The organism is Dyadobacter sp. CY343 (genome assembly GCF_021390335.1).
GTDB lineage: Bacteria > Bacteroidota > Bacteroidia > Cytophagales > Spirosomataceae > Dyadobacter.
In genome coordinates this window covers 73,869-96,242 of the sequence record NZ_JAJUXK010000002.1, presented here as the reverse complement: position 1 = coordinate 96,242, position 22,374 = coordinate 73,869, and the positions used below count along the sequence as shown (strand labels likewise).

Annotated in this window: 18 protein-coding genes; 13 read left to right on the top strand and 5 right to left on the bottom strand. The window is 48.2% G+C overall.

The window, feature by feature from the left end:
* Positions 1-8 precede the first annotated feature (8 nt).
* The 7 genes from LZG94_RS06920 to LZG94_RS06890 all read left to right on the top strand — a co-directional run bounded on the left by LZG94_RS06920 (position 9) and on the right by LZG94_RS06890 (position 8,148).
* A complete protein-coding gene (locus tag LZG94_RS06920; protein WP_233791197.1) occupies positions 9-1,457 on the top strand; it encodes an FGGY-family carbohydrate kinase in 1,449 nt (482 codons plus the stop codon).
* Entirely contained in the window at positions 1,454-2,887 is a 1,434-nt protein-coding gene (locus tag LZG94_RS06915; RefSeq protein ID WP_233791196.1) for an FGGY-family carbohydrate kinase, read from the top strand. The genes LZG94_RS06920 and LZG94_RS06915 overlap by 4 nt, the downstream gene beginning before the upstream one ends.
* 31 nt (positions 2,888-2,918) lie before the next feature.
* Positions 2,919-3,515: a histidine phosphatase family protein gene (locus LZG94_RS06910; RefSeq protein WP_233791195.1), complete on the top strand. Its 597-nt coding sequence runs from the start codon at positions 2,919-2,921 to the stop codon at positions 3,513-3,515.
* Complete coding sequence (locus LZG94_RS06905; RefSeq protein WP_233791194.1) at positions 3,512-4,474, top strand: glycerophosphodiester phosphodiesterase family protein; 963 nt, start codon at positions 3,512-3,514, stop codon at positions 4,472-4,474. The genes LZG94_RS06910 and LZG94_RS06905 overlap by 4 nt, the downstream gene beginning before the upstream one ends.
* A gap of 131 nt (positions 4,475-4,605) precedes the next feature.
* On the top strand, positions 4,606-5,301 hold the full coding sequence (locus tag LZG94_RS06900; protein ID WP_233791193.1) for an ABC transporter ATP-binding protein: 696 nt from the start codon (positions 4,606-4,608) through the stop codon (positions 5,299-5,301).
* 55 nt (positions 5,302-5,356) lie between these two features.
* Positions 5,357-6,799 (top strand): DUF3526 domain-containing protein, encoded by a 1,443-nt coding sequence (locus tag LZG94_RS06895; protein WP_255700617.1) that lies wholly within the window; start codon positions 5,357-5,359, stop codon positions 6,797-6,799.
* A gap of 2 nt (positions 6,800-6,801) precedes the next feature.
* Complete coding sequence (locus tag LZG94_RS06890; protein WP_233791191.1) at positions 6,802-8,148, top strand: DUF3526 domain-containing protein; 1,347 nt, start codon at positions 6,802-6,804, stop codon at positions 8,146-8,148.
* Positions 8,149-8,158: 10 nt separating this feature from the next.
* On the opposite strand, the gene LZG94_RS06885 is transcribed toward LZG94_RS06890, so the two are convergent.
* Complete coding sequence (locus tag LZG94_RS06885; protein ID WP_233791190.1) at positions 8,159-8,878, bottom strand: DUF3891 family protein; 720 nt, start codon at positions 8,876-8,878, stop codon at positions 8,159-8,161.
* A 201-nt stretch (positions 8,879-9,079) separates the two neighbouring features.
* Here LZG94_RS06885 and LZG94_RS06880 point away from each other — a divergent pair, with 201 nt between their 5' ends.
* A complete protein-coding gene (locus tag LZG94_RS06880; protein ID WP_233791189.1) occupies positions 9,080-9,259 on the top strand; it encodes a hypothetical protein in 180 nt (59 codons plus the stop codon).
* Between the two features lie 8 nt (positions 9,260-9,267).
* Here LZG94_RS06880 and LZG94_RS06875 read toward each other — a convergent pair whose 3' ends face one another.
* Positions 9,268-10,116: a transglutaminase family protein gene (locus LZG94_RS06875; RefSeq protein ID WP_215232701.1), complete on the bottom strand. Its 849-nt coding sequence runs from the start codon at positions 10,114-10,116 to the stop codon at positions 9,268-9,270.
* A gap of 194 nt (positions 10,117-10,310) precedes the next feature.
* On the opposite strand from LZG94_RS06875, the gene LZG94_RS06870 reads away from it, so the two are divergent.
* The gene (locus LZG94_RS06870; RefSeq protein WP_233791188.1) at positions 10,311-12,554 is read left to right on the top strand and encodes a glycosyltransferase family 4 protein; all 2,244 of its coding nucleotides are present in this window, start codon (positions 10,311-10,313) and stop codon (positions 12,552-12,554) included.
* The gene (locus LZG94_RS06865) at positions 12,551-13,561 is read left to right on the top strand and encodes a glycosyltransferase family 4 protein (RefSeq protein ID WP_233791187.1); all 1,011 of its coding nucleotides are present in this window, start codon (positions 12,551-12,553) and stop codon (positions 13,559-13,561) included. Before LZG94_RS06870 ends, LZG94_RS06865 begins: the two co-directional genes overlap by 4 nt.
* On the opposite strand, the gene LZG94_RS06860 is transcribed toward LZG94_RS06865, so the two are convergent.
* Entirely contained in the window at positions 13,550-15,031 is a 1,482-nt protein-coding gene (locus LZG94_RS06860) for a glycoside hydrolase family 130 protein (RefSeq protein WP_233791186.1), read from the bottom strand. The genes LZG94_RS06865 and LZG94_RS06860 overlap by 12 nt on opposite strands.
* A gap of 187 nt (positions 15,032-15,218) precedes the next feature.
* On the opposite strand from LZG94_RS06860, the gene LZG94_RS06855 reads away from it, so the two are divergent.
* The 3 genes from LZG94_RS06855 to LZG94_RS06845 all read left to right on the top strand — a co-directional run bounded on the left by LZG94_RS06855 (position 15,219) and on the right by LZG94_RS06845 (position 19,974).
* Positions 15,219-18,050 (top strand): TonB-dependent receptor, encoded by a 2,832-nt coding sequence (locus tag LZG94_RS06855; protein WP_233791185.1) that lies wholly within the window; start codon positions 15,219-15,221, stop codon positions 18,048-18,050.
* Positions 18,051-18,068: 18 nt separating this feature from the next.
* On the top strand, positions 18,069-19,127 hold the full coding sequence (locus tag LZG94_RS06850) for a phytase (RefSeq protein ID WP_233791184.1): 1,059 nt from the start codon (positions 18,069-18,071) through the stop codon (positions 19,125-19,127).
* Positions 19,128-19,287: 160 nt separating this feature from the next.
* A complete protein-coding gene (locus LZG94_RS06845; RefSeq protein WP_233791183.1) occupies positions 19,288-19,974 on the top strand; it encodes a hypothetical protein in 687 nt (228 codons plus the stop codon).
* Between the two features lie 17 nt (positions 19,975-19,991).
* Here LZG94_RS06845 and LZG94_RS06840 read toward each other — a convergent pair whose 3' ends face one another.
* Both LZG94_RS06840 and LZG94_RS06835 read right to left on the bottom strand, forming a co-directional pair.
* Positions 19,992-20,426 carry a VOC family protein gene (locus LZG94_RS06840; protein WP_233791182.1) on the bottom strand — a complete coding sequence of 145 codons (435 nt, stop codon included), beginning with the start codon at positions 20,424-20,426 and terminating at the stop codon, positions 19,992-19,994.
* 93 nt (positions 20,427-20,519) lie between these two features.
* A complete protein-coding gene (locus LZG94_RS06835; RefSeq protein WP_233791181.1) occupies positions 20,520-21,674 on the bottom strand; it encodes a polysaccharide lyase in 1,155 nt (384 codons plus the stop codon).
* Positions 21,675-22,374 lie beyond the last annotated feature (700 nt).

Genomic DNA, 22,374 nt, shown 5'->3' with positions numbered 1-22,374 from the left:
ATCCAGCGATGAAATCAGACAAATATTACCTGATCGTCGATGTCGGTACAGGCAATGTGCGCGTCGCGGTTGCGAACAGCAGCGGACTTGTGCTGGGGGTAGTTAGTGAAGATGCGCGTTACGAAAAGGACCTGCATTACCCCGAATCGATCTATTTTTCACCCGATGCATTGTGGCAGCAGATCAATACTTTAACACAAAAACTATTCGCCGAAACCGGCCCGGTCGAGATTGCTGCCATTACTGCGACCAGTCAGCGGGAAGGTATCGTGGTTATTGACGCAGCCGGAAATTCACTGATCGGAATGCCCAATATCGACCACCGCGGCCGCGAATGGGAAGATGAAATGCAAGATAAGAGCTCGATTTACCAACTGACTGGCCGCTACCCTACCTCGCTGTTTTCAGCGTTGAAGCTGGTCGGTTTACGAAACAGGCTGCCGGAATACTGGGATCGCGTGCAAACTTTCATGAGCATCAGTGACTGGGTCCAGTACAAATTCAGCGGCGTGATCGGCTACGAGCATTCCCAGGCTTGCGAAACGCTTTTATATGATGTTGATAAAGGGTCGTGGTCGGCGGATTTATGTAAAATATTTGCATTAAATACCAATTTGCTCCCGCCGCTGCACGCCTGCGGAACTACGTTAGGCAATATCAAAACGGAGGTGGCAAATGCGCTTAATATCTCTCCCAATGCACGGATTATCGTCGGCGGATCGGATACTCAGCTTGCGATCATGAGTATGCAGCCTTCGGTGGACGATATGGTAGTGGTTTCAGGAACAACCACGCCGGTGATCAGTATTTCGGGTAACTACGTGCTCGACGACGCCCAGCGAACGTGGACAAGCCGCCACACCGACCAGCAAAGCTTTTTACTCGAAGCCAATGCAGGGGTTACCGGGTTGAATTACCAGCGGCTGAAAGAGATTTTTTACCCCAATGAAAGTTATGAAATCATAGAACGGGAGGTTGCCGAGATCGATGAAAATCAATGCATTGCAGCGCTTGGCTCGCTGCTGGCAGATGAAAAATCGCCGCTCATCCGGGGCGGGTTTATTTTCAATACACCCGTTTCCCACCAGTTAAAAAGAGGACATTTTGTACTGGCGACGCTCTGGGATATTGCTTGCAGCATTTACGAAAACTACAAAAGCCTGTGTGACGTTACGCCACATAACCAGGACCATATCTGGGTTTGCGGAGGCGGTGTTCAGAGTAAGGTTCTGCGGCAGTTTCTGGCCAACTTGATTGGTAAAAAAGTGATGCTGCGCGATAATTACCGGCAAGCCTCGGTGACGGGCGGCGTACAAGTTTGCAATACTGCACTAGGTATTGAAAATGAGGTTCCAGCTATTCTGGAAGTAGTTTTTCCGCAGGATTCCGAGGTTCAGAAACAGTGGTACCAGCAGTGGAAACAGACGCGGGCAACGTTTAAATCGGTGCTTTCATGAATGTATATTTTATAGGGATCGATGTCGGAACGCAGGGTGTGCGTGTGGTGCTGCTGGATCAAAAGGGCCACACTTATGCCGGCGCGGAGAAAGTTTTTCCATTAACCGAAACATCCAGGCTGGAACAATCGCCTGCGCTTTGGTGGGATAGCTGCCTGCTCTGCCTGCATGAAATGCTGGATGCTGTGAGTGGAAGTATTCACTTAGAGGCTATTCAGGCAGTTTCGGTCACTTCTACTTCGGGTACTGTGATTCCGCTGGATGAAAACAACGAGCCGGTCCACAATGCATTGATGTACAGCGACCCGCGTTCGACGGAGGAGGGAAAATTGTGCCGCCAGCTCTCCGAAGAATTCAATCCCGGCGGTTATAAGGGCTTCAATGCATCTAGCGGCTTGTCTAAAATGGTTTGGTTTGTTAAAAATTACCCTGAAAAAGTGGACCGGATCACAACCTGGGTACACGCAACGGACTTTATCATCGGCAAGTTGAGCGGCAATTTCCGTGTGACCGATTTTACAAACGCATTGAAATCCGGATTTGACGTGGCGTGCGCAACCTGGCCAGCTTATATTCACGAGCAGCTTCCTGTCAAAAAAGAATGGCTGCAAGCGGTGTTTCCATCGGGTACAATGATCGGAAAACTTGTGCCCGAACTTGCCCGCGAATTGCAACTACCTCAAATACAGATCATCGCAGGCATGACCGACGGATGCGCCTCTCAGGTTGCCTCCGGTGCAGTGGCGCCGGGCGACTGGAATACGACGATTGGCACTACGCTGGTGGTAAAAGGTGTTACCACGCGCGAGATCAAAGATCCGCTCGGCCGCCTGTATTCTCACCGGCACCCGGAAGGTTACTGGATGCCGGGCGGTGCAAGCAATACCGGTGCAGACTGGATCAGTAGCGGTTTTCAGGATCAATTACCTGAACTAAACAAAGCCGCGGAACATCTGATCCCGACCTCACTGATCTCCTACCCGCTGATGCAGGCGGGCGAAAGATTCCCTTTCATTGCTCCCGAAGCGCGCGGTTTTGCGCCGGAGGGTATTGATAAAAATCAACTTTTCTCGGCCAATATGGAAGGTGTTGCCTACATTGAGCGGCTTTCCTACGAGCTGATCGAACAGCTTTCGGGCGAGAAGGTCAATGCCGTATTCACCGCAGGCGGCGCCAGTAACAGCGATACCTGGCTTACGATCCGGGCGAGTGTGCTCAACAAGCCGGTTTACAAATGCGGGCAGGTTACAGGGGCGGCAGGCGCGGCGATCGTGGCAGCGGCGGGAAGTTATTTCAGTACATTGACCAATGCCGCAAAAGCGATGACCCACGTGGAAAAAGTAGTACAACCTATTCCAGATTTGACAGACAGTTACGAATCTGGCTATCAGAATTTTAAGAAAAAACTAGTTGACAAAAACTACATTTAAACAGTGGTTTTTACCTGACAAAAAAGAAACTATGCTGACTGTATATCTGCTCCGCCACGGAGAAACATTCTACAATGCCGACGGCAATCGCTACTGCGGCACAACCGATATCGGCCTCACCGAAAAAGGGGTACAACAAGCCCACGCGGCGGCGGCATTGTTGCAAGGTATTGATTTCGACGCCGTTTATTCCTCTCCCCTGCAACGCGCCTATCTCACTGCCCGCATTGCTTCCGGTGAAAGAGAAGTAACTGCTGACCCACGATTGATGGAGGCAAATTTCGGAAACTGGGAAGGAAAGACACGGGCTGAATTCGTGGCCGAAAATCCCGCACTTTGGAATGCCTGGGCCGAAAATCCGGAACATACCCGTGCCGGCGAAACAGGAAACACAGCCTTGGAGATCGTGCAGCGGGTAGATGACTTTTTCAACCAAAAACAAAAAGAACACGACGGCAAAACGATCATGGTCGTGGCGCATAATGGACTAAACCGCTTTTACATGGCGTGGAAACTCGGTATGCCGCTTAGAAACTACCGCCGGCTGGTCCAGGATAATTCCACCATCACTATTTTCAATCTCGACGATGCAGGCGAATTCAGTCTGCTTAAACTCAATGCCCGATGAATTTTATTATGAAAAGACGCAGCTTTCGCACTTTGACAGTATTTCTATCAGTGTTAACAATAGGCTTACAAGCCGCAGAGGCACAAAGCGAGATCAACGTACTGAAATTGAAATCTGCGAAAGACCTGCAAGCATTCTTTAAATACACAGGAAATGACGTGCTGCTGATCGCCGGCCACCGGGGCGGAATGGTGAAAGGTTTTCCCGAAAACTCGATTGCTACCTTTGAAAATACCCTGAAACATACGCCGGCATTTTTCGAGATCGACCCGCGGCTGACCAAGGACAGCGTGATGGTACTCATGCACGACGCGACGCTGGACCGCACTACCACCGGGAAAGGAAAACTCTCGGATTATACCTATGCGCAATTGAAGGATATCCGGCTCAAAGATGCTGAGGGAAATGTAACCGACTTTGCGATTCCAACATTGTCGGAAGTAATTGAATGGGGGCGTGGGAAAACGATACTGAACCTTGACCACAAGGATGTACCCCTGCAAATGACGGCCGATCTGATACGCAAGCACAAAGCCGACAACTTCGTGATGATGACCGTGCATCACCCAGATGAAGCCTTATTTTATTTGAAAAACAATAAGAACAGCGTGTTTTCAGCTTTTATCAAAACTAAAAAAGAGTTCGAAGACTATCAGAAAGCGGGTGTTCCTTTCACGCAAATGATCGCATACATTGGCCCGCACGTGAAGCCTGACAACAAAGAATTGTACACGTTGCTGAATAATGCGGGCGCAATGTGCATGATTTCGGCGGCCTCTTCTTATGATAAACTCAAAACGGCTGAAGAGCGGCGGGCGGCTTACCAGGCTATTGCCCGGGACGGGGCTTCGATCATTGAATCGGACTACCCTATCGAGCTGGCTGATGCGGTGAAGAATTTCGTAAAAAAAGATTCGCCCAAGCAAAAGTTCTTTAAAAAAGCCCCGATTAAAAAGTAGTAAGTATTATCTGCTATGGAAAAATATTCGCGCAACACTGTTGCATAAAGAGATCTTTCTATATTTGCAATGTTGTTGCATTAGAGAATGCAGCAACATTTTGCATTTTAGAATAGTAATCGAAACAGAATATGCTCGAAGCGAGAAGCTTAACGAAGAGATACGGCTCACATCTTGCACTTGACAACCTGAATCTGATCATCAAGCCCGGTGAAATTTTTGCATTGCTGGGTCAGAACGGAGCTGGGAAAACGACTACGATCAACCTGTTTCTTGGGTTTATCGAACCGACCAGCGGCAGTGCGCTCATCAACGGAATCGCCGTGGAAGAGCATCCGCAGGAGATCAAAAAGCACCTTGCCTATATTCCCGAAACGGTCACATTATATCCAAATCTGACCGGCCTCGAAAACCTGCAATACTTCTCTTCACTGGCAGGTTTCAATTATTCAAAGCAGCAGCTCAGTGATCTGCTGGCGCATGCCGGTTTGCAATCGCAATCGTTTGACCAGAAGCTGGCGGGCTATTCGAAAGGGATGAGGCAGAAGGTTGGTATCGCTATTGCTGTGGCCAAAAAAGCGAAAGTACTGCTCCTCGACGAGCCCACGAGCGGGCTGGATCCCAAGGCTTCCAACGAATTTTCCGAAATTATCCGGTCACTTGCCGCAGAAGGTACCGCGATCCTGATGGCGACCCACGATATTTTCAGGGCGCGCGAAGTGGCTACCAGCATCGGTATTATGCGGCAGGGAAACCTGGTCTCGACGATCAGTGCGCAGGATATTTCAGCCAACGAGCTCGAACAGCTGTATTTGCAGACGGTTTGAGCAGCTCCACATTTCTGCAAGAGTGCTATTTTTCAATTTGGTAAAGAAGTCCAGCATGCCTCCTCAATTATTAATCGCCCGAAATTTCCGTAGTAATGCGTTGAAAAACAGGGCTGTATATTTGCTCATTTTATTTATCGGTATTCTGATCACCTACGCAGTGATCACCAGTTGGTCGGGATTTGTCAAACAAAACGAAAGCACCGCGCACCACCAGACCGAAACGCGGCATGACTGGCTGGATAATCCCGACAAACATCCCCATCGCATGGCGCATTACGGGAATTTCGCATTCCGTCCCAAAGCGCCGCTGAGCATTTTTGACTCGGGAATGGAAAGCTTTTTCGGCAATACGATCTTTCTGGAAGCCCACAAACAGAACTCAGTCAACTTTTCAGAGGCCGGCTTTTCGACGGGAATGCTTCGTTTCGGCGAGATCAGCGTGGCGATGGTGCTGCAAATCCTGCTCCCGCTTTTACTCTTTTTTATAGGATTTACCAGCATAGCCGCCGAGCGCGAAAATGGTACCTTGAAAATCATCCTGACCCAGGGAATCAGCTGGAAACAGCTCATTTTAGGCAAGATTATCGGCCTGGCGCAGATCGCAATGGGTGTTTTTGTCCCGGTAATGCTCGTCACTTTTGTTTTGTGGTTTTTCCTTCAAGACGGGCATATTACCTCCGATGAAACGGTCAGACTTTTACTGGTTTTCCTGTCTTACGGCATTTACCTGCTACTGTTCTGCGTGATCGCCGTGCTGGTTTCGGCGGCCAGCAAAACTTCTAAATCGGCACTCATCTCGCTAATCGGTCTGTGGCTGATGCTCACAATCGTGCTCCCGCGCGCTTCCCAGGCACTGGGTTCCTACCTTTATCCTGCGCCTGTGAAAGTCACTTTTCTGGCCAATATTGAAAAGGATGTTCTCAAAGAGGGCGATAGTCATAATCCCGACGATATTCATTACAAAGCCTTAAAAGATTCGCTACTAACAGCTTATGGCGTAGATTCTACTAGCCAGCTGCCATTCAATTACAGCGGATTTGTAATGGCCGAGGGCGAAAAGATCAGCGCGCGTATTTACAATAGTCACTTTGACAACCTGTTGCGCGTTTACGATGCTCAAAACAGCTTTTTGAAAGCGACGGCATTTCTGGATCCGTTTGTGGCGATCAAAAACTTGTCGATGTCGCTTGCCGGGACGGACTACCGTACCTATACCGATTTTCAAAAGCAGGCGGAAGCTTACCGGTATGCGATGGCGCAGAAAATGAATGAGTTACAGATCAAATACATCAGCAACAAAAAGCCAGGCCCGGATGAAAAACCGGTTGTGATCGATCAGAAACACTGGGAAGAAGTACCGGAATTTAAATATGTCCAGCCGATGGTGAACACGGTATTCGAGCATGAGACCACCAGCTTTTTTGCATTGCTGTTCTGGATCGGCCTGCTGTATTTTATGATTGAGATATTATCTAAAGAGCTGAAAGTGAATTAAGTATGTTTAAGCTAGCATTTAAAAATTTCTTGTCTTCTTCCGGCGTAAAGATTGGCATTGCATTTCTGATCATCACCGGACTTGTGAGTCTTGTAGTAGGCAACCAGTTTCTTGCAAAACAGGCTGAAAATGTGGAAGCTACTGCGGCTTACCAGAAAGCGCATATCAGCAAAAATGTGCAATACCACCCCGATGAGCTGGGTCTTTTGCTTTATTACGTCAAGTTTTCACTCGTCAACCAGACCGAGCCAATCAATAGTCTTTCAATCGGCCAGCGCGACGTGAACCCTTCCATTCAGAGTGTGACGATCAGGGGTTTGGAGGGCCAGAAATACGACGCAGATCTTCAAAATCCGAGCAACCTGCTGCTGGGCAATATCGATTTCAGTTTTGTTCTGATCTATCTTTTTCCCCTTTTTATCATTGCATTTACCTACAATATCATTTCCGAAGAACGGGAAAGCGGTACTTGGAAAATTGCAGCAGTGCAAAGCAGCAACCTGTTTGGTTTGATCCTGAAACTGTTCACAGTACGATTTCTGGTAGTGGTATTTACACTGTTTTTAACACTTTTTCTCGCAGTTATTTTTCTCAAAATTCCCCTGAATACCCGCTTCTGGCTGTTCGGCGGCGTCTCGTTCCTGTACATCCTCTTCTGGTTTGCGTTAAGTTTCTGGGTCGCCTCCATGAGCAAATCTTCCAGCTACAATGCAGTGACGCTGCTTTCGGCGTGGATCCTGCTCATTATTGTGCTGCCGGCGATGGTGAATAGCTACCTGGTAAGCGCCTACCCTGTTCCGGAAGCTATGGAAACCACCGTGAAGCAGCGAAACGGATACCACGAAAAGTGGGATATGGATAAAAAAGCGACGATCGACAAGTTTTACAATCACTACCCGCAGTTCAAAACTTTTGGCTATCCCAAAGAGGATTTTAACTGGCTGTGGTACTATGCGATGCAGCAAATGGGCGACGACGAAGCGGCCAGCGAGTCGAAGGCGCTCCGCGAGAAACTTGAAATGCGGAACCGGGCCAGTACCCGCATTGCCAGCTTCATTCCTTCGGTCCATATGCAGATCCAACTCAACGAGATAGCAGGTTCGGGACTGAGCAACCAGCTGCGATTCATGGACGAAACGGGTCGGTTTCACGAGCAGCTTCGTTTGCAGTTTTATCCCGCCATATTCAAAGAATCGCCGGCCAGCAGCCAGCAATGGGAAAAATTCGAGATTGAAAACTTCTCTGACAACAGTATGACGAGCGCGACCAGTGCTGCCCTGCCCCTGGTAGTTGCGATATTGCTATTCTCAGTTTTGGGTTGGGTCAGGTTCCGTACGATGGTTTCATAGTCCGTGCCTCTTACCCTTCCTTCGAAATCGTCAGCGCACGTTGGGTCACTTCGGTATCTTGCAGGATTTTCCTGAATTCGGCGGCGTCTTTGAAAGACAGCTGATTAACATTCCGGGCTTCGTAGTTCACTGTTATTGAATCCTGCTCAAAAGGCCAGGGCGATACGATAAGGTTTCCATTCTTGGCTTCCGATAACGTATAAGTAACTCCGTCGGGACCGTTGCTGATCTCGATCCTGCGCTGCTCGGGCTGCTGCAATCCCTGGCAGATCAGTAGCGACATTGCGTCGCAAAATTCGAGCAGTTCGTAGCTTTCCGAAATCTCTTTGGCGGTAGTACCCGCCTGTTTGATCCATTTTTTCTCCAATTCTTTTAGATTCTTGCAATACGACTTCGCAGCCGGGTCGCTTTCGTATAAAAAGAGCATGTGCCGGGAGATCAGCAGCGCAATATAAAGTCCCTTTTCGCTAGCGCGCGCCAGCAGGCTGTCGCAGTTGGCACTGTTGAATTTGTTGGTTTTAAAATTTTTCGGGCCTCCGTTTTCGTTCAGCAGATCGTCTGCTTCCAGCTCATTGCTCACATCATCGTGCTCGGTGGTGGCGATCATCGTCTCTACCCACCTGACCGGCTGCCTGTTTTTTTTCCAATGCGCGCAGATCTGCCCGGCGAGCAGCCCGTGAGATCGCTGTAAAACGATCGACCATCCGTCTTCGGTGTAATTGACTATCATTTTGAATATGCTGAAATTAATGGCGATTGCTCCCGCTAAATTTACGTGCCGGTGCAGGTACAAATGTGAAATTTGCAACAAATAAGCTTAACTGAGCAACAGTATGTCCGGCTACAATCCGCACCTTTACAGCAGGTACCCTTGTCAATCCGAAAGATTAATGAGAATCTGTATTCAATTTAACCTTTTCACAAAGACAACATGCAGCAAACAATCTCAGACCAAAGGTTCACAGAAGGCCAGTTTATATTCGCCAAATCGAATCCGGATCAGAAATTAGTAATTCGCCGTTATTATAAGAGAATTTACTACTGTCGGGCTGCTTACGGCGGTGAGAAGGAATATCCACTTTTCGAAAGTGAGATCGTAGCCGCCATTTAAAAGAAATATCACAGCCGGAAAACGCGACTTTCATATTCGATCGTAGCGAAATTTGCTCCTACCATTCCTGTTACCGGGGCCGCGTCGGCGGGTCGTGACGTACACGCGAGCGGAATATGCCCCTCGGTGGTCAGCAAGCCCGAGGTGGTATCGAGTCCAACCCAGCCCGCTCCCGGAATATAGACTTCCGCCCACGCATGCAGATCGGCGGAACCTTCCGTGGCTCCGTCTGAAAATTGCACCAGATATCCCGAAACAAACCGGCTGGCGAGTCCAAGGTGACGCAGTACCTGCACCAGCAGCCAGGCCGAGTCCCTGCAAGAGCCGGTTTTATATTCAAGCGTTTGCTCCGAAGTGCGTGTACCCTCTTCGATCCTTGACAGATACCCTATCTTGCTGTAAATCTTATTGTTGAGATCCACAATGAAACTTAGTGTATCCTGTCCGTGACTCGCTGCTGCTTCAACGAATTCGGATAATCTCAGCCCGTGATCCACAATTTCAAGATAAGGCGATAGATCTTTTGCATTGTCGGCCGAATAGTTGAATGGAAACTTTTGCGCGTAATCGTCAATAAGTACATTGAACGGATCATAGGAAGCCAGGGTAGCTTTCAGGTCAACCGCTACGCTCATTCCTACTACGGACCCACTGAAATCGGCGCGGGCAACGAAATTGCCGAATATATCCTGCTGCCAGTGCAGTATATGCGTTGCAGGTTCAATGCGGAGCGAATAGTCTTCGATCGCAGCGGGCGCATGCGCGGCGGGCCGGAGCCGGAAAAAGTGCGGCGAAAGAAATACCGGCCGGTCGTAGCGGTAAACGGTTTTGTGATGAAGTGAGATCAATGAGGGCATCCGGGTACTTTTTTCCTTTGATTTACAAATTCGGTTTAATGTAAGATAGGGCTTAAATATGGATTTTTGGTCGATAAGCTGGCTTGGAAGCGTAATTCCCGGCGATAAAATGTTTCCGCCGCCGCGCCGGACCTGTTAACCCCCAAGTGTCAGATAATAGGGTTAACTTGTAAGAAATCAACTCCGTGAGGTATATGAAGATTTCGTTTATAGGTACATTCCCTCCAAGGGAATGCGGAATTGGGACTTTTACAAAAAATCTGTTTGATGCGATGCTCGCTGCACCGGGCTCCGATGGTCCGAACCAGGGTATTGTGGTGGCGATCAATGACCATGAGCAGCGTTACGATTATCCAAAAGAAGTGAAACTGACGATCCGTCAGGAAGAGCAGGCGGACTACCTGGAAGCGGCCAACTTCATCAATATCAGCGGCGCCGACGTGTGTATACTGGAACATGAATTCGGTATTTTCGGCGGGCAAAACGGCATTTACATTCTCCCTTTGCTATACAGGCTTAAAATTCCGCTGATCGTCACGCTGCATACCGTCCTTAAAAATCCTTCCTATAATGAACGCGCGGTACTCACCGAGATTTGCAAGATCGCGCAGTCGGTGGTGGTGATGAGCCAAACGGCTGTGGATATGCTGGTAGCCGAATACAGTGTGCCTGAACACAAGATCGCACAGATTGCGCACGGTGTTCCGGATATTCAGTTTGATCAGCTGCTGGCAAAGAAGGAATTCAAGCTTTCTTCCAAACACGTACTGCTCACATTCGGCTTTATCGGCAGGAATAAAGGCATTGAAACCGTTCTGAAAGCACTGCCAGCTGTGGTTTCAAAATACCCGAACCTGGTATATATTGTACTGGGCAAAACGCACCCGAACGTGATCCGGCATTCGGGCGAGGAATACCGTATCTATCTGATGGGCCTTGTTAAAAAACTGGGCATTGAAAAGCACGTCATTTTCCTGAATGAATTCATAGATCAGTCCGAGCTGTTTAAATATCTCTCGGCCTCAGATATTTACATTACTCCCTACACCAACGAAGCGCAAATCACCAGCGGCACATTGTCTTATGCGATTGGCGCAGGTTCGGCAGTCATTTCCACCCCCTATTGGCACGCCGCCGAGCTGCTTTCAGAAGGAAGAGGCAGGTTATTCCCCTTCAACGACGAGCAGGCATTGAGTGAAGTGTTCCTGGATTTACTGGACAATCCGCAGGTTATGCGGGATTTGCGAAAAAATGCCTACGATTACGGCAGAGAGATCACCTGGCCCAAAATAGGTGAAAAATATGCGCAGCTTGCCAGCAAGATCGTCGCCGAGCAGCCCGACGAGTGGGTTGAAAAAGAAATGATCCTGGACCTGCTTGCATTGCCGCCATTTCTGCTCGACCACGTGCAGCGCCTCACCGACGACACAGGCATTATCCAGCACGCCAAATATGGTATTCCCAATTTGAAGGAAGGTTACTGCCTGGACGATAATGCGCGAGCCTTGTTAATGGTGTTGATGACCTACAAAAGGAACAAACATCCGCTCGCCCTCAAACTTTCGCCGACTTACCTGAGCTATATCAATTATATGCAAAACCCCGACGGGGCTTTCAGGAACTTCCTCAGCTTTAACCGGAATTTTCTGGATGAGGTAGGATCGGAAGACTCTTTCGGCAGGGCAATATGGTCGCTGGGCTATTTGCTGGGTAATGCGCCTAATGATGCATATTATCAAACCGGACGGGAGATATTCTTCGATGCGGCTCCTAATTTCGTCAAGCTCCAATCGATCAGGAGTATTGCCAATACCATCGTGGGGATATGTCACTATATGAAAAGCAATCCTTCCGATGAGGGGATGAAAGAGATATTAAGGCAGCTGGCCAACCGGCTGGTGGCGGATTATGAGATAAACAGCACCGCCGACTGGCACTGGTTTGAATCGCTTCTGGCTTACGACAATGCATTCCTGCCGCTTGCGCTACTACATGCAGCCGAGTTTTTGAATGATGAGAAAGTCGAAAAGATTGCGTTCGAAAGTATGGATTTCCTTTCCGGGATCACGCTCCGCAATGGTTACCTTTCCGTTGTAGGGAATGAAAAATGGTATAATAAGGACGGTGAAAATTCAATGTTCGCCCAGCAGCCGCTGGATGCACTGGCCATGGTCCTGATGTTCCACCAGGCATTTCAGCTCACCAAGGACCAGGCTTATATCCGGCAGCTTTATACTTGTTTCATGTGGTTTTTAGGTGAAAATGATCTGCGTATCAGTTTGTATGATTTTGAAACCAAAGGCTGCTGCGATGGGCTCGAAAGCTACGGCGTCAACCGCAACCAGGGCGCAGAAAGTACCCTGGCCTATCTGATCTCCCACCTGAGCGTGCTGGAAGCATTTGAAGAGGTTTCCAATCTGGAAGCCAGCGTAGTATGAAAGTAGCGATCCTATCGTCGGTTGCCTGGCGCACGCCGCCCCGTAAATATGGGCCGTGGGAGCAGGTAGCCTCCGACCTGACCGAAGGCCTGCACGCGCGGGGTATTGAAGTAACCCTTTTTGCCACTTCCGACTCGCTTACCAGTGCTGCGCTCGACGCGGCCTGTGCGACCGGCTACGCCGAGGACGGGCAGGTCGACGCGAAAGTGGCGGAGTGCCTGCATATCAGTAACTTAATGGAGAAAGCGGAACAGTTTGATCTGATACACAACCATTTTGACTTTTTGCCCCTCACCTATTCTAAACTTGTAAAAACGCCGGTACTGACCACTATTCACGGTTTTTCGTCTGAGAAAATCAAGGAAGTGTACCGTAAATACAATGGGCACACCAGCTATGTCTCCATCAGCGATTCGGACCGCGACGCCGAGCTGGATTATGTGGCTACCGTTTACAATGGTATTGACGATCAGGCATTTCCCTTTGTAGCCGAACCCGAAGATTACCTGCTGTTTTTTGGCAGGATTCATCCCGATAAGGGAACCAGCGAGGCGATTCAGATCGCGTTAGCCAGCGGCAGGAAACTGATGATCGCCGGGCTGATACAGGATAATACCTATTTTGAAAATGAAGTAAAACCTTTTATTGACAACAAACAGATCTTCTACTGCGGCAATGTGGGCCCCGGTGAAAAGGAGGTATTGTTAGGAAAAGCTTTTGCATTGCTGCACCCGGTCAAATTCGAGGAGCCTTTCGGCCTGAGCGTGGCAGAATCGATGTTCTGCGGCACGCCCGTGATCGCATTTAAACGCGGCTCCATGCCCGAATTGCTGCGCGACGGAGAGACTGGTTTTCTGGTCAGCAATGTCGCTGGGGCGGTTGAATCCGTCTCGCAAATTGACCGGATCAGCAGAGCCTATTGCCGGCAATGGGCCGCGTCTAAATTTTCGAAAGAGAATATGGTGGATGAATATATTGCTGTGTATGAAAAGCTGCTAAACCGCTGAAATGGCGCTGCTGGTCAATTCTGCCAGCAACTCAGCCAGGTCGACCGCGGCATAAGTAGAAGCATAATCGGACATCGCGTAGGGAATGATCAGGTTTCCGTTGTGGATCAGCGCCCCGCAGGAATAGACCACATTGGGCACATAACCTTCCCGCTCCTTGCGATTGGGCAGTAACAGCGGCTGTGAGAGCCGGCCGATCTCCATTTCAGGATTATCGATCGCAAAAAGCGAGGCTCCCAGCACATATTCGCGCATAGGTCCAACGCCGTGCGTCAGTACCAACCAGCCGGCTTCCGTTTCCAGCGGCGAACCGCAATTGCCGATCTGCACAAATTCCCAGGGATACTTCGGCGACTGGATCATCACCGCGTCCCGCCAGATGCTGATATTATCCGAAAAAGCGATGTAATTATTGACCCCGTCGATCCTGCAAAGCATGGCATATTTGCCGTTGATCTTTCTTGGAAACAGCGCCATTCCTTTGTTCTGCGCGATTTCCCCGTGAATTGGCAGTACTTTGAAATGGTAAAAATCCCGGGTCATCAACAGTTTGGGCAAGATCGACATCCCGTCGTACGCCGTGTAAGTGGCATAGTAGATCGTCTCATTGCTTTCGCTTGTGAATTTGACAAACCTGGCATCTTCGATCCCCCGCTTTTCTGTGTCCGCGATCGGGAAAATTACACGCTCGGAAATATCGGTATCGAGGGAAAAATCCATTTCATAATGGGATGAAGCCAGCCACATGACTTCGCGCAGCAAAACCTGGCTTGACTGGGTCGTTGGAACTTCCTTCCTGGTTTCGTCGACGTAGCGTTTCAGCTCTTCGTAGGTGAAAGTCTTCGTCAGTTTGCCCTCAATTACGGCGTAGGCGGCAGTTTCCATATTCTGCATTTCACCCAGCTTGGCCAAAAAAGTATCTTTTTTGTAAACGTGGTTTCTCACGTGCTCGGGTGCATCCAGCATTCGCCCCGGCGGTTCTACATTGATCGTATTGTTCTGATCAATGATCGCCGACCTGAAAACGATGGACGAAATATGCCCCTCGCCGGTAGCGCGGAAGCTAAGTATTACCCTTTTCTCACCAAAACCAATACGCGACTGATCGGGATCTTCTACAATGGAAGGATTAAAGAACGCTGCGGCTTCGATCGAATATTCCATCGTAAAATAGGAACCGATCAGCATTTTCTGGGTAGTGCTCAGCGAATGCGCCGTAATATTCATCTTATCAAGTATATGGGCCAGTTTGTTAAAATGCCTTTCAAAAATGCGCAGGATATTCCGGTGGCGCTTGGCATATTTTCGAAACACATTACTGAGCTCCTGGTTCTGCTCCTGCTCGGAAAGTCCCAGAATCCGTTCAATTAAAAGGGTGCTGCGCTCTTCACTACTAAACAAAAAACGGGCAATAACCCGGCTTGAATCGGGCTGAAAAACAGTATCTTTTCTTATAATATGTATTGACATTTTCGCATTTTAAGACAAGATCAACTATTAATCCCGGATTCGAACCATAACCACATAGAAGTAAAAAGAAAACGGGATTTTCGGGGACAAAATACAGAGAGGCTATTCTGATAATAATTTGATAACACTCACCTGACATCTTGGTAACATTAGTCTGTGACTTTTGCAGATTACTAAAATCAGGCTGATGAAAAGAATTGTACTACGCTACTCGATCTCATTTTTAATCCTACTGTTTATCTCTTCACTATCTTTTGGGCAAAAGGCCGTGATCTCGGGAAAGATCATGGATGCGCAAAGATTATCGCTGCCCGGCGCGACTGTAAAGATCACGCCCGGTAACCAGTATACGATTTCGGATGTGTACGGGAAGTTTGAATTCCTGAATGTAAATCCGGGAACCTACCAGCTGGAAGCAACATATATGGGCTACCGGAACTACGCCGAAAGCATTGTGGTAGAGGCGGGCGGAAAAAAATCTTTCGAGATGGTCCTGCAAGAAGGCGGACTGGATATGAACGAGGTAGTTGTTTTGGGAGACAGGCTGAAAGGTCAGGCCAAGGCGCTTAACCAACAAAGAAACAATGACAATATCACCAATATCATTTCCTCCGACCAGGTAGGCCGCTTTCCCGACTCCAATATCGGGGATGCATTGAAACGCGTACCAGGTATTACAATGCAAAATGATCAGGGTGAGGCAAGAAATATTATCGTACGCGGATTGGCACCGGAGCTCAATTCGGTTACATTAAATGGAGACAGAATCCCTTCCGCGGAAGGCGACAACCGCCGGGTACAAATGGATTTGATCCCGTCGGATATGATCTCGACGATCGAAGTGAACAAAACGCTGACGCCCGACATGGACGCGGATGCGATTGGCGGCTCGGTGAACCTGGTAACCCGGGCGGCACCAAACAGTCAGCGTATCTCGGCGACACTATCTTCGGGTTTTAACCCGATCCGCGGCAAAGCATTGTACACGGGCGGCTTTGTTTACGCCAACCGTTTTGCTAAAAGCGCAATAGGTATGGTGCTGAGCGGATCTTATAACAACAATAATTATGGTTCGGACGATGTAGAGGCTGTTTGGTCAAAAGACGATTTCGGCAATGTATATATCAGTGAAACCGACATCAGAAAGTACGACGTGCAGCGTATCCGCAGAAGTCTTTCCGCTGCATTTGATTTCAAACTTGGTCAAAATCACACGATCACGGCGAATGCGATGTACAACTGGCGCGACGATATTGAAAACCGTTACCGGATGCGGATCGACGATATTGAGCCGCTTTACGATGATAATGACCAGATTACAGGTTTTGAAGGTCGCGTAGGAAGGCAAACCAAAGGCGGTATCGACAATAATAAAAACAAAGGCGGCCGGCTCGAAAGACAGACGGTTCAGAACTATTCTGTGCGCGGCGACCATTTGCTGAGCCCGAAAGTGGACCTGGATTGGAGCGTAAGCTATTCTACTGCGAGTGAAGACCGGCCGAACGAGCGTTATATCAGCTTCCGCGAAGGTGGTAACACATTGACTTACAATGGAGATTCCCGCGCCCCGCTTCTATCGCCGGCTGGCCTGGACGCCAGCTCGCTGGGCTTGCATGAAATTACCGAAAACCACGATTTTACAGAAGAAACCGAATTGGGCGCAAAAGTTAACCTGCGTTTTCCGCTGTCGATCATTGCCGATCAGAAAGGCCGGATGCGCGTAGGAGCCCGCCTGCGACTTAAAACAAAAGACAGGGATAACATATTTTATGAATATGCACCTGTGAATGAGGATGCGATCGCGACGCTCGGCGATGCGGCGACGGTGAACTGGCCGGGCGACAAATTTCAGGCCGGCTCACACCTGGTACCGGGACTATTTGCTTCCAAAACGTTTTTAGGTAACCTCAACCTGACCAATACGTCGGAGTTTGAAGCGGAACCGGTTCCTGGTGAATTCCTCGGTGCGAACTACAATGCAAAGGAAAACATCGTGGCGGGTTATGTGCGTTTTGATCAGGATTTCAATGAGAAACTGTCTATGATCTTGGGTGTGAGACTGGAAAATACTTCCATTGATTATACTGGAAATATCATTGAAGATGAAGAAGAACTGGCCGGCGCGCGCTCTGTAAAGAATAACTATCTGAATGTAATGCCGAGCGTTTCCTTCCGCTACAATGCAACCGACAACTTTATCCTCCGCGCGGCTGCCACTACTGCATTGGCCCGCCCGAACTATTACGCGCTGGCTCCGTACATCAGCATTATTCCGGGCGATCAGCAAATTTCAGCTGGTAACCCCGATTTGAAGGCTACTTATTCCTGGAATTTTGATCTGATGGCAGAGAATTACTTTGAATCCGTCGGCTTGATCTCAGGTGGCGTTTTTTACAAAAACCTCAAAAATTTCATTTACACTTATCGTAACCAGCAATACTCGGAAGCAGCTTTTGCGAGCGATTTCCCAACTGTGACCAACCCGATTTCTGACGGTCAGCAGTGGGACTTTTTGCAGTCGAGAAATGGGGATAATGTAAATGTTTTCGGATTTGAACTCGCATTTCAGCGCCAGCTCGATTTCCTTCCGGGCTTTTTGAAAAACTTCGGTATTTACACCAACTACACATTTACGAAGTCTTTCGCGAACGGTGTTTATAATGAAGACGGGGACGCAAGAACGGACGTTTCACTACCCGGAACTGCGCCGCACATGTTCAATGCTTCTTTGTCCTGGGAAAATAGAAAGTTCTCAGCCAGGCTTTCTGCCAACTATACCGCCGCTTACCTGGATGCGCTGGGTGGAGAGGATTTTGATGATATTTACTATGATAAGCAGTTTTTCCTCGATGCAAATGCGGCTTACAAGATCACTAAAAACCTGAGGCTGTTTGCAGAAGCGAACAACCTGACTAACCAGCCACTTCGCTATTACCAGAGCATTTCGTCGCGCACAACCCAGGCGGAGTATTACAGACCGAGGTTTAATTTTGGTTTGAAATTCGATATGACCAAGTAATATCAACATTCATTTTACATGAAACCCTATTCAATACTGGCCCTATTGGCCCTGATAAGCCTTTTTGGCTGTAATACACAATCTTCCGAACATTCAGCCAGCGCCGATTCGACGATTATCCAGCCGGTCATTATCACCGATTCGGTGGTGCACGATACCGACGATCCGGCAATATGGATCAACCCGCAGGATCCTTCCAAGAGCCTCATTATCGGTACAGATAAAGACGAAGACGGTGCTTTGTACGTATTCGATCTGGCCGGGAAAATCCAGCAGGACAAAGTGGTAAAAAACCTGAAACGTCCAAATAACGTCGATATCGCTTACGGTTTGATGCTCTCGGGCAAACCTACTGATATTGCTGTGGCTACCGAAAGAGCTGCCAACAGCATCCGCATATTTGCACTACCTGATATGAAGGCGGTTGATCTGGGTGGTATTGAGGTTTTCAAAGGTGATTCCATGCAGGCACCGATGGGCGTATCACTCTATACGCGGCCTTCCGACAAAGCTATATTTGCGATTGTAGGAAGGAAAAATGGCCCGAAGGAAGGTTACCTGTGGCAGTACCGGCTGCAAGATGATGGAAAGGGAAATGTGAAAGCGGAACTCGTCCGGAAGTTCGGCAAATACAGCGGCAAGAAAGAGATCGAATCCATCGCTGTCGATAACGAAATGGGATTTGTGTACTATTCCGATGAGCAGGTGGGCGTGCGCAAATATTACGCCGATCCTGACAGCACAGGCAAAGAGCTCGCGCTGATTCCGAATACGGGTTTTACAGAAGATAATGAAGGCATTTCCATTTATAAAACAGGCCCAAAAACGGGCTATATCCTTGTCTCAGATCAGGGCGCAGACCAGTTCTATATATTCAGAAGAGAGGGTACAGCCGCCAATCCGCACGAACACGCGCATTTGAGGACCGTGAAGGTAGCCGCGCATAAAAGTGATGGTTCCGATGTGACTAACCTGGCGCTTTCACCGGCGTTTCCCAAAGGACTGTTTGTAGTGATGTCGGAAGGAAAAGTGTTTCATTATTACAAATGGGAGGATATTATCGGGGACATTAAATAACTTTTCCCTGAACTTTTAAGCATAAAAAGAATCTGGCGCCCCAAAACGGGAACGCAATAAAAAGGTTGGACGTTCTGTTAAAGATAACAACGGTTACAAAGTTGAGTAACCATCACTTTAACGAGTCAAAGAGTTGAGTACGTTTGCCCTAGGAAATGTAATGTCTATCCACTTTCTGGACAGGCCTGTGCGGATCCTGCTTGGAAAATACAAGTATCAGCACAAATTTCTGTATGTATTGCGCGGTTCCGGGCAGGTGAAACTGGACCATAGTCTCTTCAATTTCAGCCAGGGTTCTTTTTATGCTTTCCGTATTGCAAATGGTGTAGAGTTAACGGCTTCGGTGCCGGTCACTGCGTTCGTCATTGTTTTCAACACCATCCCGTTTCATGATAACAGACTTCCCGAAGATCTGAAAAACCAGCTGCGGATTGTGGACAGGGTCAATAGTCTGGTGCCGATCACTTCTGAGATTCACGAACACCGGGTCCAGCACGTGGAAGACCAGGAATCGGTGGGTTCGCTGGTGAAGATGATCCGGAGAGAGATCGCGGTACCGCAGGAACATTCGGAAGAGATCATCCTCAATAATGCGCTGAATATCCTCAACATCGCAGTACGTATAGCCCCGGAGGGTGTAAGCCAGGAACTGGTTGCGGATCAGTCTTCCTGCATTGCGAAAGTGACGCGCTTTGTGCAGGATAAAGTAAAGCACAACAAAAAGGTGACAGTTGCAGAAATTGCCCGGGAGTTGAAGACCACAGAATATGTACTCAACCGCACGTTCATCAAGGACTCAGGGACCACATTTGCCGCCTTTCTTAGAAAAACGAAAAGCCAGTTGTAACAGGATTTTGCTTTCGTCTAAAAGTGCCTTTCCAGGACCTGGATCATATTCCCTTCCAGGTCAAAGCAATTTCTGACCTTCCCTCCGCCTATTGCGGGTATGATCTCTCCTGCCCATTTTATGTTTTTGGTATCAAGATAAGCGATCGCTGCTTCAAGATCTGTGACGCGAAACGCGACGTGCGACCAGCCTGGCATCCAGGTTGTGCGTTCCTGACGGAGCGTATGGTCTTTCGGCATGATTTCCAGCAAGGTACCGTCGGGCGCTTTGAGCATCCACACGGGCTTTGGATCTTTGAAATACCGCTCATATCCCAGCATTTCGCAGTACCAGTTTGCCAGTAACTCCACATCATCAGCCGCGACAGCCGGGTGATCAACACCTGTAAAAATTGCCTTCCATTGATCTTCCATCGATTCGAATAGTTCTTGAATAAGTCTGTTGTGGATCAAACTTACAGTTTTTGTATAAAAAAACTCCTCAGCTGGCCAATGTTGCCTTGCTGAGGAGATAGTATATGATGTGAATGAACCGGGTAACCAGTGTCAGAATTTCACATTCTTGATAGCGCTGTAAGAAAACGTCTGGTCGCGGTCAACCATTTTCAGGCGATAGTAACCAGCCCCGGCCAGCGGTTTTTGATCGATAAACGTATAATTCCGCTTCGACTTACTTTGCCCGGAAGCAGCCTTCCTGCCAATCTCTTTCCACGTTTTCGCATCCGAGCTGCGCTGGACCACAAAGTAATCAGAATTTGATTCCTCAGCCGTTGCCCAAGCTAAGTTGGCCAATTTGCCGCTTTTTGATGCAGTGAAACTGGTTAATGTGACTGGCAATGCATTATCCTGGCTCACCGCTACTGTATTGTAGTTCGCCGATTGACTGCCGATCTTGATTTCATCCACATACATCGACCGGATCTGATTGGCACCTCTGGCCATATTGCTCCACTCCCACTTGTAGATTCCGACTTTAAAATACGGGAAATGCTCGTCGTTATAGAAATTAGGCTGATTTTCCCTCTTTAAAATGAGTTTAGAATTTCTCCAAACCTCCACAACACCATTGTTATCGTGCGACCATTTTACGTGAAAAACCCAATCCAGCCATTTATCCTTATCCACCGGGCCGAGGTCAATGCGGGTAAAAGTAAAATGATCCTGTATGGTCACCTTGTTTGCGTCTGATCTTATTTCGAGGACAAAACGGTCGTCAAGCACACCGAGCAGCATCGGCGGACTACGCCAGCCTTCGCCGGCTGCAAAGTCAGGAAGTGACTGCCACTGAACAATGCTCTCTTCGATCGGGTCTTTTACAAATGTATTTGGCAGGTACATAGAGAACGCATACCAGCCTTCGGGATTATGATTGGGCGCTTCACCCAGCTCTGTCCGGGCACCATTTGGCAAGTCCCCCCTTCTCAGTTCAAATTTTAATGCACCAGTACCTGCACGTTTTACTTTCCTATCGACCGTAGCTGACCAGGAGCAGCAAATTGCTTTTTCATACCAGTCACCCATTTCGTTATCGAAACTGTAATACGAAAGCAGCGGACCTTTGCCTCCGTCGCCAATTTTGGCATTATGCCCTACGGCGGTCTCATTATTTGCATTCTCAGGCAATACTTCGCCAGTTTCGGGAGAGCTGCAGCCGAAAAACCCGACCGCAAAAAGCAGTAGTAGTAAAGATTTTTTCTTCATGAGTTAGCGGGTAATAAGTTGTACTTCGATCGTCTAGTGACTGGGCAAAGCTAGAAAAATTACATACAAATACTACACAACAAGAGAATTATTTGTAGAAGCTAATACTACAAGAATGTAACTATGAAGTAACTAATTGTTATTGAAGATCAAGCTAGTTTCATATCCTACATATATATAGCCAAAAAATGTAGCTAAATCCCCAGTTTGGCGCATGAAGGAAGATTTGCTCAGGCAGTGAACGCGCAGATCGGGCGATTCTACGGTGTTGTGTACAAACCGGCACACTCTCTCACAAGCAATTAGAGCTATCGAATAAGTTCTACAATCGAAACAGTTACATTCAGTTGGGTTAAGAAGGTCGAAAGAAGAGGTTTTTCGCACCAGCCAGGCAGGCATTCTATCCCGTTTTGGGAAAGGTAAAATCAGTTGCTTTTCTGAAAATTGTCCGGGAAGTTTCCAACTGGTCCTGGTCTGGAAAATTCAGTTACTTATTTCTAACAGTTTTTCTGTAACTGCAATTTATACACAGTTTGCATAACTACTTTTTTAATTTATAAATATAGTTTAAAAGCAATTTGTAGAAATATTTACACGCCCGAAATTGTACCTAGTTACTAAATAAAACGCTTCCCCAACCTCTCAAAGGTTCACCCTCAAAATGCGCCTCGTCACCCCAAAATGGTCACGCAATAAATAG